This is a genomic window from Thiomonas sp., from assembly GCF_054608695.1.
In genome coordinates, this window is record NZ_JBTRXV010000075.1 from 1 (window position 1) to 21774 (window position 21774).

Annotated in this window: 21 protein-coding genes and 1 pseudogene; 14 read left to right on the forward strand and 8 right to left on the reverse strand. The window is 59.5% G+C overall.

All coding sequences use genetic code 11. The features are described from left to right. Positions 1 to 184 (forward strand): hypothetical protein (locus ACYCUK_RS18375; protein WP_461596118.1); only part of this gene is annotated, 184 nt, incomplete at its 5' end. A 188-nt stretch (positions 185 to 372) separates the two neighbouring features. Here ACYCUK_RS18375 and ACYCUK_RS18380 read toward each other — a convergent pair. The 5 genes from ACYCUK_RS18380 to ACYCUK_RS18400 form a co-directional block, all read right to left on the reverse strand. Beyond that, positions 373 to 3966 (reverse strand): glycosyltransferase, encoded by a 3594-nt coding sequence (locus ACYCUK_RS18380; RefSeq protein ID WP_461596119.1) that lies wholly within the window; start codon positions 3964 to 3966, stop codon positions 373 to 375. 9 nt (positions 3967 to 3975) lie between these two features. Then, a complete protein-coding gene (locus ACYCUK_RS18385) occupies positions 3976 to 4761 on the reverse strand; it encodes a class I SAM-dependent methyltransferase (protein ID WP_461596120.1) in 786 nt (261 codons plus the stop codon). Between the two features lie 81 nt (positions 4762 to 4842). Further along, positions 4843 to 5241, reverse strand: a complete 399-nt coding sequence (locus tag ACYCUK_RS18390; RefSeq protein WP_461596121.1) for a hypothetical protein — start codon at positions 5239 to 5241, stop codon at positions 4843 to 4845. Then, on the reverse strand, positions 5238 to 6029 hold the full coding sequence (locus ACYCUK_RS18395; RefSeq protein WP_461596122.1) for a peptidyl-prolyl cis-trans isomerase: 792 nt from the start codon (positions 6027 to 6029) through the stop codon (positions 5238 to 5240). The genes ACYCUK_RS18390 and ACYCUK_RS18395 overlap by 4 nt, the downstream gene beginning before the upstream one ends. A 9-nt stretch (positions 6030 to 6038) precedes the next feature. Beyond that, positions 6039 to 7595: a ShlB/FhaC/HecB family hemolysin secretion/activation protein gene (locus ACYCUK_RS18400; RefSeq protein ID WP_461596123.1), complete on the reverse strand. Its 1557-nt coding sequence runs from the start codon at positions 7593 to 7595 to the stop codon at positions 6039 to 6041. A 183-nt stretch (positions 7596 to 7778) separates the two neighbouring features. Here ACYCUK_RS18400 and galE point away from each other — a divergent pair, with 183 nt between their 5' ends. The 9 genes and pseudogenes from galE to ACYCUK_RS18445 form a co-directional block, all read left to right on the forward strand. Further along, positions 7779 to 8789 (forward strand): UDP-glucose 4-epimerase GalE, encoded by a 1011-nt coding sequence (galE, locus tag ACYCUK_RS18405; protein ID WP_461596124.1) that lies wholly within the window; start codon positions 7779 to 7781, stop codon positions 8787 to 8789. Beyond that, the gene (locus ACYCUK_RS18410; RefSeq protein WP_461596125.1) at positions 8786 to 9019 is read left to right on the forward strand and encodes a glycosyltransferase family 2 protein; all 234 of its coding nucleotides are present in this window, start codon (positions 8786 to 8788) and stop codon (positions 9017 to 9019) included. The genes galE and ACYCUK_RS18410 overlap by 4 nt, the downstream gene beginning before the upstream one ends. Positions 9020 to 9037: 18 nt before the next feature. Continuing rightward, complete coding sequence (locus ACYCUK_RS18415; RefSeq protein ID WP_461596126.1) at positions 9038 to 10222, forward strand: ATP-binding protein; 1185 nt, start codon at positions 9038 to 9040, stop codon at positions 10220 to 10222. A gap of 74 nt (positions 10223 to 10296) precedes the next feature. Continuing rightward, complete coding sequence (locus ACYCUK_RS18420) at positions 10297 to 12360, forward strand: glycosyltransferase (RefSeq protein ID WP_461596127.1); 2064 nt, start codon at positions 10297 to 10299, stop codon at positions 12358 to 12360. Positions 12361 to 12960: 600 nt separating this feature from the next. Beyond that, positions 12961 to 15717 (forward strand): hypothetical protein, encoded by a 2757-nt coding sequence (locus ACYCUK_RS18425; RefSeq protein WP_461596128.1) that lies wholly within the window; start codon positions 12961 to 12963, stop codon positions 15715 to 15717. Continuing rightward, entirely contained in the window at positions 15714 to 16403 is a 690-nt protein-coding gene (locus ACYCUK_RS18430; RefSeq protein ID WP_461596129.1) for a glycosyltransferase family 2 protein, read from the forward strand. The genes ACYCUK_RS18425 and ACYCUK_RS18430 overlap by 4 nt, the downstream gene beginning before the upstream one ends. Positions 16404 to 16411: 8 nt before the next feature. Then, complete coding sequence (locus tag ACYCUK_RS18435) at positions 16412 to 16729, forward strand: hypothetical protein (protein WP_461596130.1); 318 nt, start codon at positions 16412 to 16414, stop codon at positions 16727 to 16729. 2 nt (positions 16730 to 16731) lie between these two features. Further along, positions 16732 to 17127, forward strand: a complete 396-nt coding sequence (locus ACYCUK_RS18440) for a GtrA family protein (protein ID WP_461596131.1) — start codon at positions 16732 to 16734, stop codon at positions 17125 to 17127. A gap of 36 nt (positions 17128 to 17163) precedes the next feature. Then, positions 17164 to 17451 (forward strand): annotated as a pseudogene (locus ACYCUK_RS18445) (sugar phosphate nucleotidyltransferase); the annotation flags it as partial. 136 nt (positions 17452 to 17587) lie between these two features. Here ACYCUK_RS18445 and ACYCUK_RS18450 read toward each other — a convergent pair. Further along, positions 17588 to 17800, reverse strand: a complete 213-nt coding sequence (locus ACYCUK_RS18450; protein ID WP_461596132.1) for a hypothetical protein — start codon at positions 17798 to 17800, stop codon at positions 17588 to 17590. On the opposite strand from ACYCUK_RS18450, the gene ACYCUK_RS18455 reads away from it, so the two are divergent. The 4 genes from ACYCUK_RS18455 to ACYCUK_RS18470 all read left to right on the forward strand — a co-directional run bounded on the left by ACYCUK_RS18455 (position 17723) and on the right by ACYCUK_RS18470 (position 21225). After that, positions 17723 to 18211, forward strand: coding sequence for a transposase (locus tag ACYCUK_RS18455; RefSeq protein ID WP_461596137.1), 489 nt, complete (start codon positions 17723 to 17725; stop codon positions 18209 to 18211). The genes ACYCUK_RS18450 and ACYCUK_RS18455 overlap by 78 nt on opposite strands. Positions 18212 to 18239: 28 nt before the next feature. Next, positions 18240 to 20294, forward strand: coding sequence for a glycosyltransferase (locus ACYCUK_RS18460; RefSeq protein WP_461596133.1), 2055 nt, complete (start codon positions 18240 to 18242; stop codon positions 20292 to 20294). A gap of 147 nt (positions 20295 to 20441) precedes the next feature. Further along, the gene (locus tag ACYCUK_RS18465) at positions 20442 to 20750 is read left to right on the forward strand and encodes a nucleotidyltransferase domain-containing protein (protein WP_123102926.1); all 309 of its coding nucleotides are present in this window, start codon (positions 20442 to 20444) and stop codon (positions 20748 to 20750) included. Next, positions 20740 to 21225, forward strand: a complete 486-nt coding sequence (locus ACYCUK_RS18470; RefSeq protein ID WP_461596134.1) for a ribonuclease toxin HepT-like protein — start codon at positions 20740 to 20742, stop codon at positions 21223 to 21225. Before ACYCUK_RS18465 ends, ACYCUK_RS18470 begins: the two co-directional genes overlap by 11 nt. A 110-nt stretch (positions 21226 to 21335) precedes the next feature. Here ACYCUK_RS18470 and ACYCUK_RS18475 read toward each other — a convergent pair whose 3' ends face one another. Both ACYCUK_RS18475 and ACYCUK_RS18480 read right to left on the reverse strand, forming a co-directional pair. Continuing rightward, the gene (locus ACYCUK_RS18475) at positions 21336 to 21590 is read right to left on the reverse strand and encodes a Txe/YoeB family addiction module toxin (RefSeq protein ID WP_461596135.1); all 255 of its coding nucleotides are present in this window, start codon (positions 21588 to 21590) and stop codon (positions 21336 to 21338) included. Next, a partial coding sequence (locus tag ACYCUK_RS18480) for a type II toxin-antitoxin system Phd/YefM family antitoxin (RefSeq protein ID WP_461596136.1) occupies positions 21587 to 21774 on the reverse strand: 188 nt, incomplete at its 5' end. The genes ACYCUK_RS18475 and ACYCUK_RS18480, both read right to left, overlap by 4 nt.

Consider the following 21774-nt stretch of genomic DNA (forward strand, 5'->3'; position numbering starts at 1 on the left):
CATCAATACCGTGCTGACCAACACCAACAGTTGGGTGAACTTCCCGGCCAGCACGGGCTTCGCCGGCGCTTACGCGGCGACCAACCCGAGCAACAAGTACTTCTACGATGCGGTGATCAACAGCAACTCGCCGGGGGTCATCAGCACCCAGTTGCTGCCTGCCGGAGACTTCCAGGGCCGGTAATCAGGATAGTAACGGTATATTCCAGAGGGGGCCGAAAGGCCCCTCTTTTTTATGGCCGCTTTGGGATACGCAGGATGAAAGAGACGGCGGCGCCAGCGTGCAATCGTTCCATGGCGCTCTGGATTTCGCCAGCAGAGAGATTTTTCGCGGATCTTGCCGGTGAGATGGTTGGCCTGGATGCGGAGGGATCAGTGCCGTTGCCGCAGGCGTCGCGCCAGGTCCGCGAGGTGCCGCAGGGGGGCGGTGAGACGCCAGGAGCGGGAGGCGCGGAGTGCGGCTAATTCTTCTGTCAGCGCGGCGATATGGGCCTTGTTTCCCTCTAATGCTGCGGTCAGCGCGGCGATATGGGCCCTGTTTCCCTCTAATGCTGCGGTCAGCGCGGCGATATGGGCCCTGTTTCCCTCTAGTTCTGCGGTCAGCCTGGCGATGCGGGCCCTGTTCTCCGTTTCCTGTTGCCGACGTCGGACAGCGGCGAGATATTCGTGTTCCCGCCAGTTGAGATGGTGAGTGCGAACCTCCGCTTCAAAGAGCCCACCGTTTTCTGCGAGCCGAAGAGCGATCGTGTCCGGGAGCGTGAAGACGAGGTGAGGGTCGCTGCCCAGGCAGTACAGACTGATGTCTTCGTGATCATGGTCCACGGCGATCTCTGCCTGTGCCGCCACGTTGTGGCCGTCCCAGCGCCACAGGATTTCCCCGTCCACGCGCAGCAGGCAGGCATGGAGCAGGAGTCGCGCCGGGCGGTCAGTGGGGTCCCAGCGCAGATAGCGATAGTCGTGAACGGTGGCTGGCGGCAGAGTGAGATGGATCAGAAAGTGGTGATCCAGGAGGAAGGTGTCCCGCGTGTTGCGCGTCTCGCTGAATTCGGCGTCCTCCCCCCAATAAATCTCGCTGGAAAATCGCCGCCGCTCGCGTGCCTCCGCCAGATCCCGCCGCCAGATGCTCTGCCCATGGGCAAGGACGGGCAGGTCGGCTAGGGCGGCTGGTTGGGCTTCGATGTAGGGGCGCAGCGAGCGCCGGTGATCTCGATAGCTGTCCCCGGTGCCCAGCATGCCGCCGGTACTCAAGCGATACCGGAAAAGCGGTTCCGGCACGGCAAGCATGGCTATGCCGGCAAGACAGGCCCGGCCAAAAAACTCCCAGTCTTCATGGCCGACACGGTCTTCCGTAAAACCGCCCAGGGAAAGAAAGGTATCCCGGTGAACGAGGGCGTTGGCGTCACCGAAGACGTTGCGCTGGACGCCGGCCACGCAGGGGCCGGCCAGGGGAACCCAGGTTTGTTGGGGTCTTTGCCAAAAGACCGGGGGAAGCGGGCCCGTGAAGATGTCCATGGCGGTAGTGACGATGCGGGCATCGGTGCTGCGTGCCACCCGCATCAGGGTGCGGATCTCCTGAGGTTTGGCAAGATTGTCGTCATCCATGAACAGGAGCCATTCACCGCGTGCCATCCGCACGGCGGCATTGCGGGCGGCTCCGAGATAGCGGTTTTCCTGGCGGATGATCCGCCAGCCCCGTTGCGTAAAGGATCTTTCCAAACGGTTCAGGAGGGCATGGCTGGCCGGATCGCCGCTGCCATCGTCCACCAGGAGCACTTCCATGTTCGGGTAATCCACGGCCTCCAGGGAGGCGACGGCCTGGGCAAGCAAGTGCGGACGTTCGTGATGGACGAGACAGACACTGACCAGCGGCCACTCGTCCGGCTCAACCGGCGCAGGGGAGGGCGGCGCGGCCAGGATGGCTTGGTACAGTTGGTGCCAGGATTGGGTCGCTTGCTCTTCGGTAAACGCAGGGCGCAGAGGAAGCAGCGGCGAGGGGCGGGTGGACGTATCGTCGACAACGGCCTGGAGGACAGATTCCGCCAGCGCGGTGACGGTCGGCGGGAAGAGCCGCTCGCGGTCCTCCGGGTGGACCAGTTCGGGGATGCCGCCAACATGGGAGGGGATGCAGGATATGCCCAGACGCAGACATGCTTGTACCGCGTAGGGGCTGTGGTCCTGCAGCGCCGGAATGACCGCAATACAGGGACGGCGTTGGAGATAGGCGAGGGCGGTGGCATGATCGTATTGGCCCAGGATCTGAACTCCCCAGGGCCAGTCAAGGGTTCGGCGCCGCACGGTACTGAAGCCGTCCTCTTCGCCCACCAGGCCGTTTTCTCCCAGAAAGGTGATCTGTAGGCTGGCTGGGATACGCCCCTTGAGTGTCTCCATGGCGGCGATAAAAAGCGCTAGCCCGTGGCGGGTATCCAAACGCCCGAAGAAGACGATCTCCTGCAAGGGCGGAACGGGTTCCCGCGCAAGGGGTGCCGTATCGGGTAGCGCGGTCAGCTTGGGGATCATGTCCAGTTGGGCCGGCAAGGTGGGGACATTTTGCCGTAGCCACCCGAGCATGTACGCGCTGGGTGAGACGGCGTGATCTGCGAGCGCAAGGCTTTGCGTTTCCATATGGATGCATTCGAGCACATCCGCATCCGGGAAACGCCCATCGGCGGCAAGCTCCCATGCCGTGGGGGAATGGATGTCCAGACAAAAGCGGGTGTCGGGGAAAGCGATGCCCTGACGCTGCGCAAGCAGACTGTAATAAGCGCAGCCGCTCTGATTGGGTATATGCACCAGCGGGAACCGGCGGCGGCTCAGGAAGCGATAGGCCAGCCAGGAGCGGGCGATGTGCCAGGGGCTGAGGAGGACATCGCCTTCCATCGGCAAGGCCAGGAGGGCAACGCCCTCCTCGGCATAAAGCCGCTGCCACGCGCCGAATTCGCCCGCTTCATCCAGGTGGGGCGAAAGAGCAAGGACAGTGACCGGATGCCCTTCTGCCGCCAGGAAGCGCGCGAGTTGGCGGTAAGCGATGGCGATGTCCGAGTCGCACGTTGGACCCTGGATATCGGGTGTGGCAATGGCGATGGGGGCCCTTCCCGACCGGCCATGCGCCTCCCCTCCGTGGCGGAGCAGCGTGTCCCAGTATTCCAGCACCTGCAAGACCGGGCCAAAGTCGGCCGGTTGCAAGGGACGGCTCGCCAGCGCCCGCAGTTCGTCATAAATGGCCCCAGCCCAAGGCGGCAGATCAATCGGCGCCGTGGAACGGCGCAAGTCGGGGCGGATGCGTTCGCTCAGGATGCGCCGCCGCTCTTCCTCACCCAGGGGGATGGAGAGGACTTCGGCCAAAGCGCTGAGCTGGGCGTCCCCTTCGGTGAACCAACGCGCATAATCGACGACAAAATGAATAGATCCTTCGCTGTCGCGGATGGCATCGAGATTGTAGCGAATCCAGATCCGCAGGGCGTGGCGCAGGTCCATGCCGTTGCGGCGCATGAGGGAGACAACCACCTCGCGGGGGTCTCGCACGGCCAGCAAAAAGCATGGCTCCAGCCGATGTTTTGGCAGCAGATCGCGCCACAAGGGCAAAAACCGGGAAGTGCGTGGATCCTTGAAGCTACGGTCCCCACGGTTCGCAACGACCGCGCCCAGAAGCCCGTCCAGTGCCTCCCGATAAGGGCGGGCGCTTTCACTGAGCCACCAGCGGCTAGGAAAGGGGTCAGGACCCCGTGGCCCATGCCAGGCTTGCTGCAGTGCCTCCAACAGATTTTCCTGAATGGCTACGAGGTCTGCATCCTCCCAATAGCCGGCGGGATTATGCTGGTCCGGCGGAATCAGGCGGCTACCCATGTTGATGCCGAGAGAGGCGCAGATGCTACCCAGGAGGGACGATCCGCTGCGATGCATGCCAAGTATCAGCAAGACGCGGCGAGAACACTGCCGAGCCCTTTCTTCAGAAACGAGGGTGGTCATGCTCGGTTTCTATTTTTGGCTCAATTCACGGATGGTTTCGTCCCGCCGCTGCAGTTCGTGCTGGAATTGCATTTGCTGAAAATAGGTTTGCGCGCGCTGGACGACGCAGTCGCCAAGGCGGGAGAATATCAGACGCCAATCATCCCCTTCGCTGGGTGATAGCCCAGCAATCCAGCGGGCGGTCTCTGGTGCTTTCTCGCCTACGGTGAATATCGACAGGCCATGGCTATGGAAGAAATGGAAGTGTGGAAAACGCGTCTCGAGCTCGCGCACGAAGCGCCAGACGCCAAAATCCTTCTCATAGACATTGCTATCATGGAAAAGCACGACGCCCCGCTCGCTCATTTTGGGTAGCCAAGTTTCAAAATCATGGCGCACTGCGTCATAGGTGTGCAATCCGTCGATGTGTAAAAGATCCACGCTGTTATCGGCGAATTGGCCAAGCGCCTCGTCGAAAGTCATCCGCAGCAGATGTGAAAACTCCTCGTAATGCTGTTGATTATGGACTATGACGTGCTCATAAGTCTCGCTACCATATGGCCCGGTGTGGGCATCCCCCTGCCAGGTGTCGACCGCAAAGCACTGGCTGCCGGTGGCGTGTTCCTTAACGCTTTGGCAAAAAGCAAAATAGGAATCACCAAGGTGTGTCCCCAATTCCACAAAGATCTTGGGACGCCATTGTTCCATGCACCAGAGTGCGAAAGGGATATGCCCTTGCCAGGCGGTGATGGAACTTTGATGAAGCGGTACTTGAAATGCCGCAGAGCTGAGGCGGGAAAATGCATCGTTAGTCATGATAATCACTCTATGTTTGAGCGTGTTGATCGCTCTGGTTCACTATAATTGACCTAGTGTTTCGACTGAAACAGTCCGTCTCTATTTGGCATCGGACGACCACCGAATGGCCTCTCCACTATAGATGGGCGTGATCTGTGGGGGGAGGTTCTGATAGTTGCCGCCGGAGGGGTTGAACTGGACCTGGGCGGGCGTGCTGCGGCTTTCGTTGTGGAGAATGACGGCATCGGCGCCCAAGGCGGCGGCGCGCTTTTCGATGATGGCGATGACCTGGGCAGACGGGGTGCCGGATGGGGCTTCGGCGTGGATTTTGGCGATGGCGGTGTAGGGGCGATCGGGGGCTTTGCTGAGGGTTTCCACTAGCGAGGTGGGGGCGTAGTGGGTGCTGCTGAGGGCGCTCACCTGTACCTGTGGCCCGGCGGCGCAGCCCGCCAGTCCGAGCAGGGCGGTAATGATGAGATAGGGTTTGGCAGCCTTCATGGTTTTTTTGCCTCTGATGATGTGCCGGCGGTAGCCTCTAACGTTATTTTAGCCTGGGAACGGAGTTTTTGCAGATATTCGGCGGTTTTCTGATTGCGCAGTTCCGCTTCCAGTTGCGTGGAGACGGCGCTGAGGGGGAGGACGCTGGCGGGTCGTTCGCCGAGCACCTGCACAATGGCGAAGCCTTCGGGTACCGGGATGGGGCCGGTGACCTCGCCGGGCTTGATCTTGCGGATCCGGGCGAGAATAGGGGCCGGGATCTGGTTGTCGGCCAGCCAGCCTAGTTCTCCACCCAGGGTGGGGTTGGGCCCTTGGGAGTGGTCGGCGGCCAGAATGGAGAAGTTCCGGCCTTTTTTGAGATCGGTAATGATTTTCTCCGCATCGGCATAGCTGGGCACGATGATTTCGCGCAGTCGGAATTGATGCTTGGGCGCGGTTTTGACCAGGTCCTCATAGCGGGCGTGGGTTTCCTTCTCGCTGACTGGGTGTTGGGCGAGATAATGGGCCAAGGCCTCATTGATGAGGAGGTTGTCTTTCTCGTTGGACAGAGTTTGCTGGAACCCTGCGCTCCGCTCGATGCCTTCTTTTTTGGCCTCTTGCAGGAGAAGCGCGCGGTTGATGAGGGTTTGCAGGGTTTCCTTGGCTACGGCCGGGTTGCCTTTGGCGGCCGGGTTGGCGGTGATAAGCTGGGCCTCGGTGATGATCTGGCCATTGACGGTGGCCAGGTTGACTGCCAGAGCGGTACCGGGGAGCAGGGAGAGGGCGAGTAGAATGGGGGCCAGGCGCATGGTCTTCCTCTAAAAGCTTTGTTGCAGGATGAAATAGGCGTCGATGCGGTTCTTATTCAGGCTTGTGAGACTGCTGGCAGGATAGATACTGTGTCCTACCGGTAAGGCACTCACGACGGAGATGGTAGTACCCCAGCGGGTGCTGAGGTTCAAGCCCACGCCCACGTCCGAAAGATTTTGCCAGGGGGCCTGGTGGGGCGAAAGGTAATAGCTGGTCACGCCGGCCGTCTCGAAAAAGAGCGACCCGGTGGCGCTGATGCCGTAGCGTTGCACGGCTGGGCTTTGCAGGGCCAGCCGCGCCGAATAACCGCTGTCACCCACGAGAATGCCCGGATAGTAGGCCGATACGCTGCCAAAGCCGCCCACCACCCATTGCTGGTTCTGGGGCAGGGTGGCAAAGGCCCATTGGCCGTTGCTGCTGAGTTGGGCGCTCATGCCCAGGGGCAGGCTCTGGGTGTAGTTCATGTTGAAGGTGAGATAGCGGAACTGGGGTGTTGGGGCGCCGGGGGCGTTGATGAAGGTGCCGTGAAAGCCGGAAACGCCCTGGTTGTAATTGAATCCTAGTGTCGCGCTGCCAGCCATGCCGAAGGGGCGCACGATGCGGCTGTAGGCGGCGCCTAGAGTGTAGTAGTCATAGTCCTGTTTGGTGAGGGTGTACAGGCCCTGCAGGACGGTGATTTTGTTGCTGACGATGGTGTAGCCTTCATTGACACTGAATCGGCTGTTGGTGTCGGCGTAGAGGAGCTGGCTGCCATTCAGCGCGTAGCTGACGATGTTGCCGGTGAAGTAATAGGGGGCGGTTTGGCCAAGCCGGTAATGGGTCCACTGGCTGGTGAAGCCGTAGGTGCCCCAGGGGGTGATGGAATTGATGCCGACGGAGCCTTGGTAGTAGGTGCTGCCGACACTGTCCTGGCTGAGGCTGGGGATGCCGTTGGTATAGCTGCCGTCAATCTCCAAACCCGCGCCGGGGCGGATGTAGGCGCTGCCGCCAGCGAGGTAGTTGCTGGTGTAGCGGCTGCCATAGTTGCCAAAGAGCAGGTTGCCACCGAGCCACTGGTAGCCTGGCAAGGGGGTTTGCTGCACGTTCAGGGTGGAGCCGCCCGGATTTTCCGCCGGAGCAAAGCCCACCTGGAGCTGCTGGCCATTGCGCGTGCTGTAGGCGTCAGCAAGGATATTGCGGCGGATGATGGTGGATTCGGTGAGGCCTTCGCCATTCAGCCCGGTGTAGAACCAGCCCAGGCCGGAGGCGATATTCTTTTCCGTGAGCTGGCCCTGAACGACCATGATGTGGATACTTTTCCCCTCCACAGCAGCCTTGACGGCCACCAGAAAGTAACCTTCCTTGCGGTAAGCCGCCGAGAGCGTGCCCACGGCTGCCTGGGGGTTGGCGGCCTGCGCGAGGATCTGGTGGATGCGCTGATCGGAGAGCAGGGTGTTGCCGGTGACCAGGTAATGGTAGCCGTGGCTATCTATCACCAGCGGGGCGGCACCCTGCCGCGGTGCGGCCAGGACATGAATGGCCGGGGGCTGCGCCGTGGGCAGAAAAGGGGGTTGGTCCGCTTGCATTTATCCTCCATCGTTTGGGCGTTATTGTGGGGAAGGGGGGGGCGGGCGTCAAATAATCTGTGTGGCGCGGGATTGGACTGTAGGAGGGTGGAATGGTTCCGGGGCTTGCTGGGATGGCCCGGTGCTGGCAAGGTACGGGGTTTCAGGTGATGATGGGAATGGCTGTTTTTGAGGGTGGAGACCATGCGGATTCTGGTGGTGGGCGGGGCGGGATATATTGGTTCGCACATGGTCAAGCGTCTGGCCCAGGACGGCCATGAGGTGGTGGTGCTGGATGATCTCAGTACCGGGCACCGGGAGGCGGCGCGTTTTGGCGAGATGGTGGAAGGGGATCTGGGGGATTCAGCCTTACTGGACCGTTTGCTGGGTCAACGGCCCTTTGCTGCGGTGATGCATTTCGGTGCCTATAGCCAGGTGGGCGAGTCCCTGCGGCGGCCAGCCGCTTACTATCGCAATAATGTGCTGCACACGCTGAACCTGTTGGATGCCATGCGCGCGCACGGGGTGGAGCGGTTGGTGTTTGCATCGACAGCGGCAATATTTGGCGAACCCGTTTATATCCCTATGGATGAGACCCATCCTTTGCTGCCCATCAACCCCTATGGACGTAGCAAGCGGATGGTGGAGGAAATGCTCGCGGATTATGAGCAGGCTTATGGTTTGCAATGGGCGGCCTTGCGCTACTTCAACGCGGCTGGGGCAGATCCAGAAGGGGATTTGGGAGAGTGGCATGATCCAGAAACGCACCTGATTCCCATCATTTTACAGGTGGCCTCGGGGCGCCGGCCGGAGGTGCAGGTCTTTGGGGATGATTATGATACGCCGGATGGCACCTGCATTCGGGATTATGTCCACGTGACAGACCTCTGCGATGCGCACGCGCGCGCCATGGACTACCTGCGTTCCGGGCGGCCCGGCCGGGCGTGGAACCTGGGCAATGGCGCGGGTTTTTCGGTCAGGGAGGTCATTGACACCGCACGGCGCGTGACGGGTCGTGAGATCCCGTTGCGGGTGATGCCGCGCCGCCCGGGCGACCCGGCGCGGCTGGTGGCCGATAGTGCTGCGGCTCGTCAGGAGTTGGGCTGGCGGCCTCGATTTGCCGATCTGGAGACTATAATCACCCATGCTTGGCGGTGGGAGTGGCGGATGAGGGGTGGAGGATCACCATTGGCCACGGAGTTGTCTGAGCGGTGATTGCTGTCGTCGTCCTCAACTGGAACAGCGCCGCAGACACCCTCCGTTGTCTGCGGGCGCTGGCCCTTTTGCGTGGGGCGCAGGCGCGGGTGATGGTGGTGGACAACAGCTCGGCAGAGGCTGATTGTTTGCGGTTGCAGGTGGGTATTGCGCGCTGGGGTCTTGCTGTCGAAGTGCTGGAGACGGGGGAGAATCTGGGCTTTTTTATAAACTTGCATATCACGGAATGAAACTCCACAATTGCAAGGATGATTAAACGATCGCTTCTGGAACCGCTGCGGCAGGCTCTTGCCGAATCGCCTGCGGTATGCCTGCTGGGTCCGCGGCAGGTGGGCAAGACGACGCTTGCGCTGGATCTTGCGGAACAATTGGGAGGATTGTACCTCGATCTTGAATCGGAACAGGATCGGGCAAAACTCCAGGAGCCGGAAGCCTATCTGTCCATGCACCTGGATCACTTGGTCATTCTGGATGAGGTGCATCGCTTGCCGGGTCTTTTCCGCGCATTGCGCGGACTGATCGATCGGGCGAGAAGATCCCACCGTCGGGTAGGGCTATACCTGTTACTGGGCTCGGCGTCTCTGGACCTGTTGCAGCAATCCGGAGAGTCGCTCGCCGGGCGCCTGCGTTTTTTGGAGATGTCCCCATTATCCGTTATCGAGCCCACCGGGGCTTCCACAGAGCGTCTGTGGCTGCGGGGAGGGTTTCCTGAAAGCCTGCTGGCAGCCAGTGACTCATTGAGCCTGCGCTGGCGGCGGGATTTCATTCGGACCTACCTGGAACGGGACGTCCCGCAATTCGGGCCAAGGATCCCTGCCGAGACATTGCGCAGGTTCTGGACCATGTTGGCGCATCGCCAGGGCGCGCCGCTGAATGTGGCCGAACTCGCCCGCAACATCGGCGTAGATGCCAAAACCGCAGGTGGATATATCGATCTGCTGGTCGACTTGTTGCTCGCCCGCAGGGTCCCGTCCTGGCACGCCAATGTGGGAAAGCGACTGGTCAAGGCGCCACGCCTGTATTGGCGGGACAGCGGTATGCTGCATGCGCTGTTGGGCATCCCGGACATGGAATCGCTGTTTGCGCATCCCGTGGTAGGCGCGAGCTGGGAAGGTTTTGCGATCGAGAACCTGATAGACAGCGCACCGGAAGGCACGCAAGCATACTATTACCGGACCAGTGGGGGTGCGGAGATTGATCTGTTATTGGGTCTGCCCAATGGTCAGCAATGGGCTGTAGAGGTCAAACGTAGCATGGCGCCGCGTCCGGAACGGGGTTTTTATACAGGGTGCGAGGACATCGGGGTGTCTCGCCGTTTTGTGGTGTATCCCGGCAACGAACATTTTCCGCTTCCTCATGGCGTGGAGGCGGTCTCGTTGCCGGGGCTTGCCACCAGATTGCGTCGCAGTGCTCCAACCATAGCCGCAGGCTAGGTTGGTGGTGAAGCGGCGCTATCCCGCCAGGCGATCAGATGTCTGCGTGCTCCATGGCTTCGTGAGGCTTTTACATGACTGATAGGGACGGCTTGGATCAGGCTGCGGGGTACATCATCCTGCTCAACTGGAACAGCGCCGCCGACACCCTCCGTTGCCTGCGGGCGGTGGCGGGTCTGCGTGGGGAGCAGGCGCGGGTGATAGTGGTGGACAATGGATCGAAGCCGGCGGACCTGGAACGGCTGCGCTCGGGCATCGCACGCTGGGGCCTTGCGGTGGATCTGGTGGAGACGGGGCGGAATCTGGGCTTTGGGGGCGGTTGCAATTGGGGGATGCGCCTGGCCCTGGAGCGGGGGGCGGAGTTCGTGTGGCTGCTCAATAATGACGCGGTGCCCCATCCCGATGCCCTGCAGGCGATGTTGCGGGTGATGGAGGGGGATCGGGACGTCGCGGCGGTGGGCTCGGTGATTTATGACATGGAGCGGCCGGAGCGGGTGCAGACCTGGGGTGGGGGGCGGGTTTGGTGGTGGGTGGGAGTGGCGCGGCATCGTCGTTGGCCGGTGGCGGCGCGGCGCCTCGATTACCTGACGGCGGCCAGCATCCTCTTGCGCCGCGAGGCGCTGGAGCGCGTTGGTCTCTTTGATGACGATACCTTTTTTATGTATTGGGAGGATGCGGACCTGTGCTTTCGCCTGCGCGATCAGGGCTGGAAGCTGGCGGTGGCGGGCGACGCCATGATCTGGCATCAGCGGTCTTCCAGCCTGGGGCACGCGAATCCCCTTAAGGATTATTATGTCACGGCCTCCTCCCGCCGGTTTTTGCGGCGCTACGCCCCCTGGCCGCGCCTGGCGATGGCCCTGGGTGCGTTGGGGCGCATTGTGCGGCGGTTCCTGTGGGGTAAGTGGCGCAATGTGCGGGCGATCGTTTCCGCGCTGGGGGATGGGCCTTGCGACCTTTCGCTGTCCCCGGTCATGGACGCGGGACCGCCGGGCCCTGGGCCGCTGCGCGTGGCCGTGGATGCCAATACGCTATCGGGGCGGCTGGCGGGGATTGGGCATTATAGCGCTGCGCTTTGTCAGCAACTGGTGGCCGATGGGGGGGCGACTCTGGCCTACTTTACGGCGCGTTCCTGGGCGCTGGAGCCGCCACGGCCGGCGGGTTTGCGCATTCCCCGGTTGCTCCGTTGGCGTAAGCGCATTCCCATGGGTCGGGAGCTGCAGTGGGCTTTGCAGGGGCGGCAACTGGCGCATCTGGAAAGACGTTGGCGGCCGGATCTCATCCTGGGGCCCAACTTTGTCCTGCCGCCTGCCAAGGCGCCGTCTGTCCTGGTGGTGCACGATCTCTCCCATATCCGCTATCCGGAGGTACACCCGCCTGCCCGCGTGGCCTTTTTGAACCACCACTTGCGACCGGCGCTGGCTCGGGCACGGGCGGTGCTGACGGATTCGCGCTTTACAGAAGCGGAATTGTTGCATCATTTCCCGGAGGCGGCGGGGCGGACGCATGTGGTGTATCCCGGTATCAGCGGGCGTTTTGCCGTGGCTCCGGCTGCGGAGGTGGAGACGGCCCTGGATGGGGTGCTGGGGGGGGATGGGCGGCGCTTTTTTCTCTTTTTGTCCACGCTGGAGCCGCGCAAGAATCTGGCGGGTTTACTGGCGGCCTATACGGCTTTGCCGGGCACCATCCGTGGGGCGCACCCGCTGGTGCTGGTGGGGCAGATGGGCTGGCAGGAGAGTAATTTTGCCGCAGTTCTGGCGGGGATGGTGGAGCGCGGCGAGGTGCGGATGCTGGGTTATCTGCGCGATGAACTGCTGCCGGCCCTCTATCGCCGCGCGCTGGCGCTGGTCTACCCTTCCCTCTACGAAGGCTTTGGTCTGCCGCCCATCGAGGCCATGGCCACGGGTTGCCCGGTGCTGGTGAGCAACGTGACCGCCATGCCGGAGGTCTGCGGCGATGCGGCGCTCTATTGCGATCCGCTGGATGTGGGGTCCATCACCAAGGGGATGCGGCGTTTGGTGGAGGATGATTCGCTACGTACCCGACTGGCGGCGGCGGGCCAGGCGCGGGCGGCGCGCTATACTTGGGAGGACGCGGCGGCGCAGGTGTTGGGGGTGATGCGGGAACTGGTGTCGGTTTAGGCGAGACAAGCGCATGGTGGCCCGTCAGGCGGAAGTCAGCGCCTACGGGACGCGAGCGCTTCGCGCATTCTCACGGTGGAGGAGTTCAAGACAAGGTTAAGTTAAGCGAAGCAAGTGCGTGGTGACCTTTCTTGATGTACGTATAGCGCATACCCGCTGAAATCAGGTATGCCGCCAGGCTAGTGCGGTCTTTGCGGGTGAAGGCGCTCTTGCACAACGCATTCACCATATGGGCAGTTTCCCCGTACCCCAATGGCTTCGCGGAATACTAACTAAGCGGGATCTCGATACTGATAGGCAACAATGGGGGAGCATCCAATGGGGCTTTGGTTCTACGCCTGCAAGACAACGACGGGCATAGCGCACACGCCCACGCCCAAATTGATCGGATCGCAGGAGAATGTCATGCTGACGATGGCGTTTACCCAAGGTGAGATGCCTTTGCAGGGGCAGGATCGCTTGTTTTCCAACTTCGGCTGGAAGGCGCCACGCATCCGGTGGCGTTATGGACCTATCGCCTGAATGAACGCTGGGGGCTCAGATACCGGGACATGAGGATCGCGCGCTCCAGTTTGAACTGCATGTGATGGAGAACGGTTTATGAGTCTTTGGAATGCGGGGCAGTTTCGGCCGGCCGACGATGAAAAAGCTCAGGAAGTACAAGGCAAAGTCGCAGCCCCAGAGTGGCTTGATCGTCATTCGTGGCTTCCGATTATTTTTCTTATCCTGCTCCCTTTTTTGGTTGAGTTGCCATTGCTTATTTTTGGGTTGAGTACCAATCCGATTTGGTTTGCTTCTGGCATTACATTTGGAACATATAGTGGCCTACTACCCGGTTTGCCCTATATTGATCCCAACGTCGGGATTACAAGCCAGGCATTAGGCCACCTAGCCGCCGAAGATTGGCTGCATGGTACACTACCATGGTGGAATCCTTTCTCTGGTATTGGGTTGCCGTTGGCTGGTGAAATGCAGCCCAATGCATTCTTTCTGCCATTTGCCCTTTTGTTGCTGCTCCATAATGGTGTGTTGTGGCTCAAGATTAGTATGCAAATCCTTGCAGGATTTGCCACATTCGCTCTGCTTCGGGAACTGAATCTGGGGCGCTTGGCCGCACTAACCGGTGGGGCTCTTTACGCTCTAAATGGAACATTCGCATGGCTACCTGGGCCCATAGCTGTTATTAATACGATCCCATTTCTGCCGTTACTGCTTTACGGAATAGAGCGGGCACGCAAAGAGAACGGCGCGTCGGCCATTCTGTGGATTGGTCTAGCCATCTCCGGTTCCCTGTTCGCTGGATTCCCCGAGGCGGCTTATATCAATGGTCTGTTGGCGCTGGCATGGGCGCTTTACCGCTTCTTCGGGGAGCAGCGGCGCTGGCGTTTCGCCGGACGGGTGATGTATGGAGGCCTGATAGGGTTGCTGTTCGCGGCGCCTTTGCTGGTGGCATTTTTTGACTATTTTTTGACCACCAACAGCCTTGCGTCACATGTTTTTGGTGAAGCATTTTTACCCATTCAAGCACTTTCCAATCTTTATCTACCCTATGTGTATGGCCCGATATTTCACACGGCGGGGAGCAAGGTGCTCGGCGATGTGTGGGAGAATGTGGGCGGTTATGCCGAGATTCTCCTAGTATTCTTTGCCTGTATGGGAGCCATGGCAAGTGGTGGGGAACGGGGCCTGCGCTGGCTACTGCTCGGCTGGGTAATTCTCGCTTGGGCTAAAAGTTTCGGATTTACCCCAGCGATGGAGATCATGAACCACATCCCCCTTATGCAGGATGCCGCGTTCTACCGGTATGCTCCGCCTAGCTGGGAGATGGCACTGAGCATCCTCGCCGCCATGGCGCTGAATGATCTACGTCAGGGCTTGCCGAGGCTCCGCTGGCCGCTGGCGTGGACGCTGGGGGCTTTGGCTTTGGCAGCATCCATAGCCTGGCCTTGGCGTGCATCATGGGGCTGGCCGGCGGGGCAAATCGAAAAGATGGGGATGCTGATAGGAGTGGCCACCCTCTGGGCGGTCATGGGCCTCTCGCTTGTCCTACTGATCTGGTTTTGTTGGAAGGGGGAACGAAGGCGCTGGGCTCTGGCCGTTATGGTGGTTCTAGGTAGTGCTGTATTATTCATGGTACCTGAGTTGTCTGGCGTTCATCCTGGGCAGGTGGACAAACCTGCGATCCATTATTTGCGCACACACCTGGGTCTTTCGCGTATTTATAGCTTAGGTCCAATTCAACCTAATTATGGCGCATATTTCCGAGTCGCTAGCATAAACTATAATTACTTGCCAATCGCATCAAATTTTACCAACTTCTTAAATAATAAAATATTTACCCTGTTGCCGAAGTACTCAGAGGTAGTCTTTTGGGCTCCAGCTTACGGAACTGATGTCGGAGTTCAGGAGTTCCTCCGGTTTGTAAAAAATTACGAGGAGCTTGGCGTTCTTTATGTGATCACCAATAAAGGGCAATCACTTCTTCCGAGCATATCATTTCCGACCAATAGTAGCGGGAATAATCCGCTTGCGCTAGGCAATTATGCGACAGTAACAGTCAAAATTAATATGCCTACAAACATGAAAAACAACGCTCCTGTAATCGCGGTGAGCGTCTTTCAGGGAAACTATGGAAACACCGCAAATGGTAACCTGACGGTGAAAGCGTGTACGGGTACCAATGACTGCGTGATTGGGGGCAGACCGCTTTCTCAATCCAGTGATAATAGTTCGTTCAGTATCCCCCTCAAAAGGCCTCTGCAGGTGAAGGCCGGGGAAGCCCTTACGATCTCATTCACTCACATAGACAGCACCAAGCCTGAGGCGCTCTGGCTTTGGCCGCAGGCGCTGGATGATAAACAGGCAGTCATTGGACCAAAGGGACCTTTGCCCGGCAAGGCCCTTCAATTGTCCTTAGAGACAGCCGATAGCGCTTTGGCTTTGCAGGGACTCCGCAAGGTGTATTCTGACGCATTGCTGGATATATGGGAACTGCCTCATCCGGCCCCCTATTACACTATGCTGCATGGAAACTGTTCGCTCTCCAAGGAAACGCGAAACGCTGTAATGGCTCAGTGCAGCACTCCTTCTACGCTACTACGCCGGGAGCTCTATATGCCAGGTTGGTCTGCTACCGTAAACGGTTCGAGTGTGGCAGTCTCTGCCCATGAAGAAATATTCCAGACCATTCCTTTGGGAGTAGGAAGGAACGAGGTCCACTTTCAATTCGCGCCTCCTTATGTTGATTATGCATGGATGGCTTTTTTTCTTGGGCTAGTCGGGTTGCTTTGGCAAAGTTACCGAACATTTTTTCGATCGCGATTTCAGAATCAGAAAATAGGGAACGAAACATCATGAGGAATGAAGAGCAGAAGTTAGCGTGGCGAGCAGGCCGCGCGCCAGAAATCGCGATCCTGATTCCCTGTTACAATGAGTCGCTTACCATCGCCAAAGTGGTTAAGGATTTTCGTCGCGCCTTGCCGGAAGTAACTATCTATGTCTATGACAACAACTCTCAGGATGACACTGCAGTCAAAGCTGCCGAAGCTGGTGCTATTGTTCGTTGTGAAGACATGCAAGGAAAGGGCAATGTGGTGAGGCGGATGTTCCGGGACATAGAGGCCGATTTCTATATTCTGGTGGATGGTGACGATACTTATGATGCCGAAATCGCGCCGCAGATGTTGCGTCTGGCCATGGAAGACCCCTGTGATCTGGTGAACTGTATCCGTCGTGAGACGGAACAGGAGGCCTACCGCACGGGCCACCGCTTCGGTAACCGGATGCTGACCGAGATGGTTCGGTATATCTTCGGGAATCGCGTCCAGGATATGCTGTCCGGCTACAAGGTGTTGTCACGCCGCTTTGTCAAATCCTTTCCGGCGCTATCTGGAGGCTTCGACATCGAGACGGAGCTCACCGTCCACGCTCTGGAGTTATCCCCATGCCCGTGGCGCATGTGGAAGGGAGCTACCGTGGTCGGCCCGAAGGGTCAGAAAGTAAGCTGCATACCTATCGGGATGGACTACGTATTCTCTGGTTGATTAGCATTTTGTTCAAGCATGAAAGGCCATTGCAGTTTTTTTCATGGATTGGGCTGGTATTGGTGTTGATCTCCCTGGCACTGGGTATTCCAGTGGTGCTCCAGTTCCTCCAAACGGGTTTGGTAATGCGCCTTCCAACTACGGTTTTGGCTATGGGAATTATGCTGGTGGCATTTTTGAGTATTACGACCGGGTTTATCCTCGACACGGTCACTCGTGGACGTCGAGAGGCAAAGATGCTCACCTATCTGCAATATAGTGCTTATCAAACGTCTCTGGAACGAGAAAGCCATGCGGCTAGTAGCACCGATGAGTCGGCCAGTTAGTTATGCGATCTCCTAAAACCGAGCTTGTCCTTTTTTCTCTTGCCGGTGTGGCCGGATTCCTTGTGGACGCCAGCATTGTATGGATATTTACCAGAGTAGGTGTAGATCCCATCACAGCGCAAGCTGTCGCCTTCACTGTGGCGGTGACCGTGACTTGGCTATTGAATCGGCGGTTCACCTTCGCCCACCGCGCCAGCCCCTACTGGCTACGGGAGTGGCTGCATTATGTGGCGGCCAACTCTGTTGGCGCGGTGGTCAATAACGGTGTGTATGCGCTTTTGGTTTTGACCATAGCGTTGTTCTCAAAAGAACCTGTTCTGGCGGTTGCGGCGGGTTCTCTGGCTGGCCTTGTCTTCAACTTTACAGCATCTCGGGCTTTAGTCTTTCGTCTCCGGTGATACCGGTTGCCAGCGGTGTGAGGCTAAGGAATTATCATGGCGCATTTTCGCAAGGGCGTACTTCTCGCCGATGGTTCCGGCACGCGCCTGTGTCCGCTCACTCAGGAGGTCAGCAAGCAGCTCATGCCGGTTTATGACAAACCGCTGATCTATTGTCCGCTGGCCACCCTGATGTTGGCGGGTATCAGCGAGATGCTGGTCATCTCCACCCCCGAGGGTTTGGCGCAGGCGCTGATTATTACCGAGGATTTCCTGGCCGGCGCACCTTCTGCACTGGTCCTCGGTGACAATGTGTTCTATGGGCACGATCTCAGCGAGACGCTGTTATTAATAAGGCCCTTAAATATCCGATAATAATGTGTTATCATGCCTTGCATGGAACGGATCGACGTGCGCAGACTGACGGTAGAAGGGAGGAACCTGCTGCGGCAGATGGTATTGCGTCTGCGCAAACAATCGGCTACGCGCCCCGAGGGCAAACCCCGGTGCTGGAAATTCCGGCCCGCTGGACCAGTCTCTTTATGATCTCCGCCATCTCGCCCAAGGGAGAGATCGCCTTCCAGATCATGAAAGCGGCATTCACGCCGAGCACTCCATCGACTTTCTCGGCAGGCTCATCGACGGTGCATCGCAAAAAATCTTTCTCGTCGTGGACAATCTCCGGGTTCATCATGCCAGGATCGTCACCGCCTGGTTGGCGGACAAGCAGGATCGGATCGAGCTCGTGCTTCTGCCTCCTTATGCGCCGGAATCCAACCCCGATGAATACCTCAACCGGGGCTTCAAAACCGCTCTACGCAGTGGTCCGGTTAGCACGGACAAAGCTAGTCTCCTGGAGAAGGCCACGGCCTTTATGAACGACCCAAGGCAGATGCCGGACAAATCGCCCGCTACTTCCACCGCCCGGCAGCGCGATATGCCATGTTGGATATTTAAGGGCCGGATTAATAATAACGGCGTGTATGTTGTTCTGGCTATGGCGTTGTTCTCGAATGAACCAGAGTTGGTGGTAGCCGCAGTCTTTTTGGCGGGTCTTGTCTTCAATTTTTCCGCATCCCGCGCCTGGGTATTCCGTCCCCGCTGATGCGATCCACCGTTGCCGAAGGGATGAAATGAATAACGGCATGGCGGTTTATGCCGTCCTCCTCAACTGGAACAACGCCACCGATACTATCCGCTGCTTGCGGTCATTACGACACTTGCGCGGTGTGCAACCCCATATCGTCGTCATAGACAACGGTTCTACGGATGACAGCGTTGCCCGTATCCGGGCGGCCACAGTCCCTCTGGAATTGCCGGTAACGATACTTGAGACAGGAAGTAATCTAGGCTTTGGCGGCGGGAGCAACGTTGGTATCCGCCATGCCCTGGAACGGCGGGCGGATTATGTCTGGCTGCTGAATACCGATGCCATTTCCCACCCCGATGTCCTGCGCTTGTTGATCGACGCGATGGAAAGCGACCCGGAAGTGGGGGCCGTGGGTTCGGTGATTTATGACTTGGAGCGTCCGGAACGTATCCAGACCTGGGGCGGCGGACAGGTACACCTTCGCTTGGGTGTTACCCATCATCATCGCCGCTCGGTTGATGCGGAACGGCTGCACTATCTTACGGGGTGTAGCCTGTTGTTGCGGAGTGCGGCCCTAGCCCAGGGTGGTCTCTTTGATGAAGACACTTTTTTCATGTACTGGGAAGACACGGATTTGTGCTTCCGGTTGCGGCGGTCGGGTTGGAAGCTCGCCGTGGCGGAGCAATCGCTGATCTGGCATCGTACCTCATCCAGCCTGGGCCGCACCCATCCGCTCAAGGATTACTATGTGACCACATCGGTAGACTGCTTCATGCAGCGCCATGCCCCCTTCCCCCGCGTCGCCATGGCTATCGGCATGACGGCGCGTATCGCCCGCAGGGCTGCTATGGGCAAATGGCGCAACATCCTGGCCATGGCCACTGCCCTGCGGCATCAGCCTCCCCCGGCGGCTCTACTGTCGCCCCTTCGGTGCTCCGCCCAGCGTCCCCGGCAAGAGCCTCTGCGCATTGCCATCGAGGCCAGCACCCTGCGCGGTACGCGGGCCGGCATCGGCCATTACGCCGCCGCCATGGCGCAGTACCTGGCGTCGGCTCCGGGTGTGGAGGTCCGCTACTTCACCGCCCAGGGGGTTGCCGATAGCCCGCCCCGTCCGGTGGGCCTGCTCACCCGCCAGAAGCCGCGCTGGCGGCAGCGGATTCCCATGGGCCGGCTGGCCCAATTCCAGTTGCAGCGCTGGCAGCTCGCCCGGCTGTCCCGGCAATGGCGGCCCGATGTGGTTTTCGGCCCCAATTTCATCCTGCCCCCCGCCCGGGCGGCTACGGCCCTGGTCATCCATGACCTTTCCCATCTCCGCTATCCGGAAATGCACCCGCCGAAGCGGGTCGCTTTCATGGCGCGGCAGCTTCGCCCCGCCATCGCCCGGTCCTGCGCGGTAATCGTGGACTCGCGATTCACGGAACAGGAAGTATTGTCCCATTTCCCGGAAGCGGCGGGGAAATTGCACGTCGTCTATCCGGGCATCGACCCCCGTTTGGCCGTATCCCCCCGCGCCGAGGTGGAGACCGCGCTCAATGCCCTGCTCACGGGAGATGGGCGGCCGTACTTTCTCTTCCTGGCCACCCTGGAGCCGCGCAAGAACCTGGCGGCCTTGCTGCCGGCCTATGCCGCGTTGCCGGAACCGATCCGGCAGCGGCATCCCCTGGTCCTGGTCGGACAGATGGGCTGGCAGCAGAGCGCTTTGGCCCCCTTATTGGCGCCCATGATCGAGCGCGGCGAGGTGCGGATGTTGGGTTATCTGCGCGACGAACTGTTGCCCGCCGTGTACCGCCGTGCCTTGGCCCTGGTATATCCATCGCTGTACGAGGGCTTCGGCCTGCCGCTCGTGGAGGCCATGACCGCGGGTTGTCCGGTGCTGGTCAGCAATGTTACGGCCATGCCGGAGGTCTGCGGCGATGCGGCGCTCTATTGCGACCCGCTGGATGTGGGGTCCATCACCGCGGGGATGCGGCGTCTGGCGGAGGACGATGCGCTGCGGGCCCGGCTGGCGGCGGCAGGCCCGGCGCGGGCGGCGCTCTATACCTGGGAGGCGGCGGCGACGCAGGTGTTGGGGGTGATGCGGGAAGTGGTGGGGCGTTAGAGCGGTGGTGGCGGTTGCATACAATGGTTCGCCTGCCTAGACTGAACCCATAATGGCTAAATTGATCAAAGCGTTGCTTGCCGGTGTCACGGCGTAACGATGTGCAGACGATTGCGGAAAAGACCGCTAGGGCCGGGGAGGTAACCCATGGAGAAGAGAGAGGCTATGACCAGGCTCGAACGCATTCTGCGGAAACATGCCGAGCAGCGCCGTGCAACTGCCCTGCTGAGGGCCGCGACTGCTGTCGATAGATTACAAAATATGGGCATCAAGGTGCAGATCATCGGCTCGTTGGCGGAAGGCCGCTTCCAGGCGCACTCGGATGTGGATTTCCTCATTGAGCGCTTGGCGGACCCCTCGCAGAGATATACGCTGGAGAGCGTAGTGGAGGATGTGCTGCAAGACATTCCGTTTGACGTGGTATACGCCGACGAGGTGCGGTGGAGTGATCAGTAGGCATCCCCTGTTCATTCTCCTCGACAAGGAACTGAATGACGTCGTGCGGGAGTCCAACTACCTGCTCTCGGCGCAAGACGCGCTCCATAAAGATCTGCCCGCCGTCCACCCACAACTGGATCAAATTGTCTATATCGCCATGGCCTCCACCATCGAGAAACTCTACGGCGGAATGGAGAAATGCCTGCAAAGGATCGCCGCCAATGTGGACGAATTCAGCCCAAAAGGGGATAGCTGGCACAAAGACCTGATCGACCAGATGGAGATCGCCACCGAAGACCGTCCGGCGGTGCTCTCCCACGACACAGCCAATGCGCTCCATATATTCAGGGCATTCCGGCATCGAGAGCGCAATATCTACGGAAGCGTGCTGGACCGGCAGCGAATCCTTGCATTAACGGAAGACGCGCTCGCTCTGTTAAAAGCCTTCCGGGACGATATCAGCAAATTCGAGAGGGCCATGGGTGAGGAATGATCCCATGGGCGGCGCGCCATACCTGGGACGCGGCAACGCAGGCGGCGGCGGTGATGCGGGAGGTGGCGGTTGCGGTTGCATAAAAGGGTTCGCCTGCCTAGGCTGAGCCCTCAGTAGTGGAAACGCAATTGGGCTATTTGGAGTTGGTCGCCTTCAACCCGGTACACCATGCGGTGCTCATCCGTGATCCGGCGTGACCAAAATCCTGAGAGAGCGTGTTTCAGTGGCTCGGGCTTGCCCACGCCGCTAAATGGCTCTCGCTGGATTTCGCGAATCAGCTTGTTGATCCGCTCCACCATCTTCCTGTCCTGCTTCTGCCAATACAGATAGTCTTCCCATGCTTCATCTGCGAAAACCAGTTTCACTTAGCCAGTTTCCGCTCAACGCCCTTGCCAGCGTTCAGTTGGGTGGCCGCTGCAAGAAGGCGCTTCGCGTTCGCGGGCGTGCGCAGAAGATAGGCGGTCTCTTCCAGCGCCTTGTAGTCTTCGAGTGAGAGCATCACCACGGACTGCTGTCCGTTGCGGGTGATAATCAGCGCTTCGTGGTCGT

What these genes read in the sequence shown, in the direction of transcription:
- ACYCUK_RS18400 (WP_461596123.1), bottom strand. Translation starts at nt 7,595, where the DNA reads ATGCAAGCGGACCAACCCCCTTTTCTGCCCACGGCGCAGCCCCCGGCC.
- ACYCUK_RS18450 (WP_461596132.1), bottom strand. Translation starts at nt 17,800, where the DNA reads ATGATGAACCCGGAGATTGTCCACGACGAGAAAGATTTTTTGCGATGC.
- ACYCUK_RS18460 (WP_461596133.1), top strand. Translation starts at nt 18,240, where the DNA reads ATGAATAACGGCATGGCGGTTTATGCCGTCCTCCTCAACTGGAACAAC.
- ACYCUK_RS18380 (WP_461596119.1), bottom strand. Translation starts at nt 3,966, where the DNA reads ATGACCACCCTCGTTTCTGAAGAAAGGGCTCGGCAGTGTTCTCGCCGC.
- ACYCUK_RS18390 (WP_461596121.1), bottom strand. Translation starts at nt 5,241, where the DNA reads ATGAAGGCTGCCAAACCCTATCTCATCATTACCGCCCTGCTCGGACTG.
- ACYCUK_RS18395 (WP_461596122.1), bottom strand. Translation starts at nt 6,029, where the DNA reads ATGCGCCTGGCCCCCATTCTACTCGCCCTCTCCCTGCTCCCCGGTACC.
- ACYCUK_RS18440 (WP_461596131.1), top strand. Translation starts at nt 16,732, where the DNA reads ATGCGATCTCCTAAAACCGAGCTTGTCCTTTTTTCTCTTGCCGGTGTG.
- ACYCUK_RS18425 (WP_461596128.1), top strand. Translation starts at nt 12,961, where the DNA reads ATGAGTCTTTGGAATGCGGGGCAGTTTCGGCCGGCCGACGATGAAAAA.
- ACYCUK_RS18465 (WP_123102926.1), top strand. Translation starts at nt 20,442, where the DNA reads ATGGAGAAGAGAGAGGCTATGACCAGGCTCGAACGCATTCTGCGGAAA.
- galE (WP_461596124.1), top strand. Translation starts at nt 7,779, where the DNA reads ATGCGGATTCTGGTGGTGGGCGGGGCGGGATATATTGGTTCGCACATG.
- ACYCUK_RS18415 (WP_461596126.1), top strand. Translation starts at nt 9,038, where the DNA reads ATGATTAAACGATCGCTTCTGGAACCGCTGCGGCAGGCTCTTGCCGAA.
- ACYCUK_RS18430 (WP_461596129.1), top strand. Translation starts at nt 15,714, where the DNA reads ATGAGGAATGAAGAGCAGAAGTTAGCGTGGCGAGCAGGCCGCGCGCCA.
- ACYCUK_RS18385 (WP_461596120.1), bottom strand. Translation starts at nt 4,761, where the DNA reads ATGACTAACGATGCATTTTCCCGCCTCAGCTCTGCGGCATTTCAAGTA.
- ACYCUK_RS18420 (WP_461596127.1), top strand. Translation starts at nt 10,297, where the DNA reads ATGACTGATAGGGACGGCTTGGATCAGGCTGCGGGGTACATCATCCTG.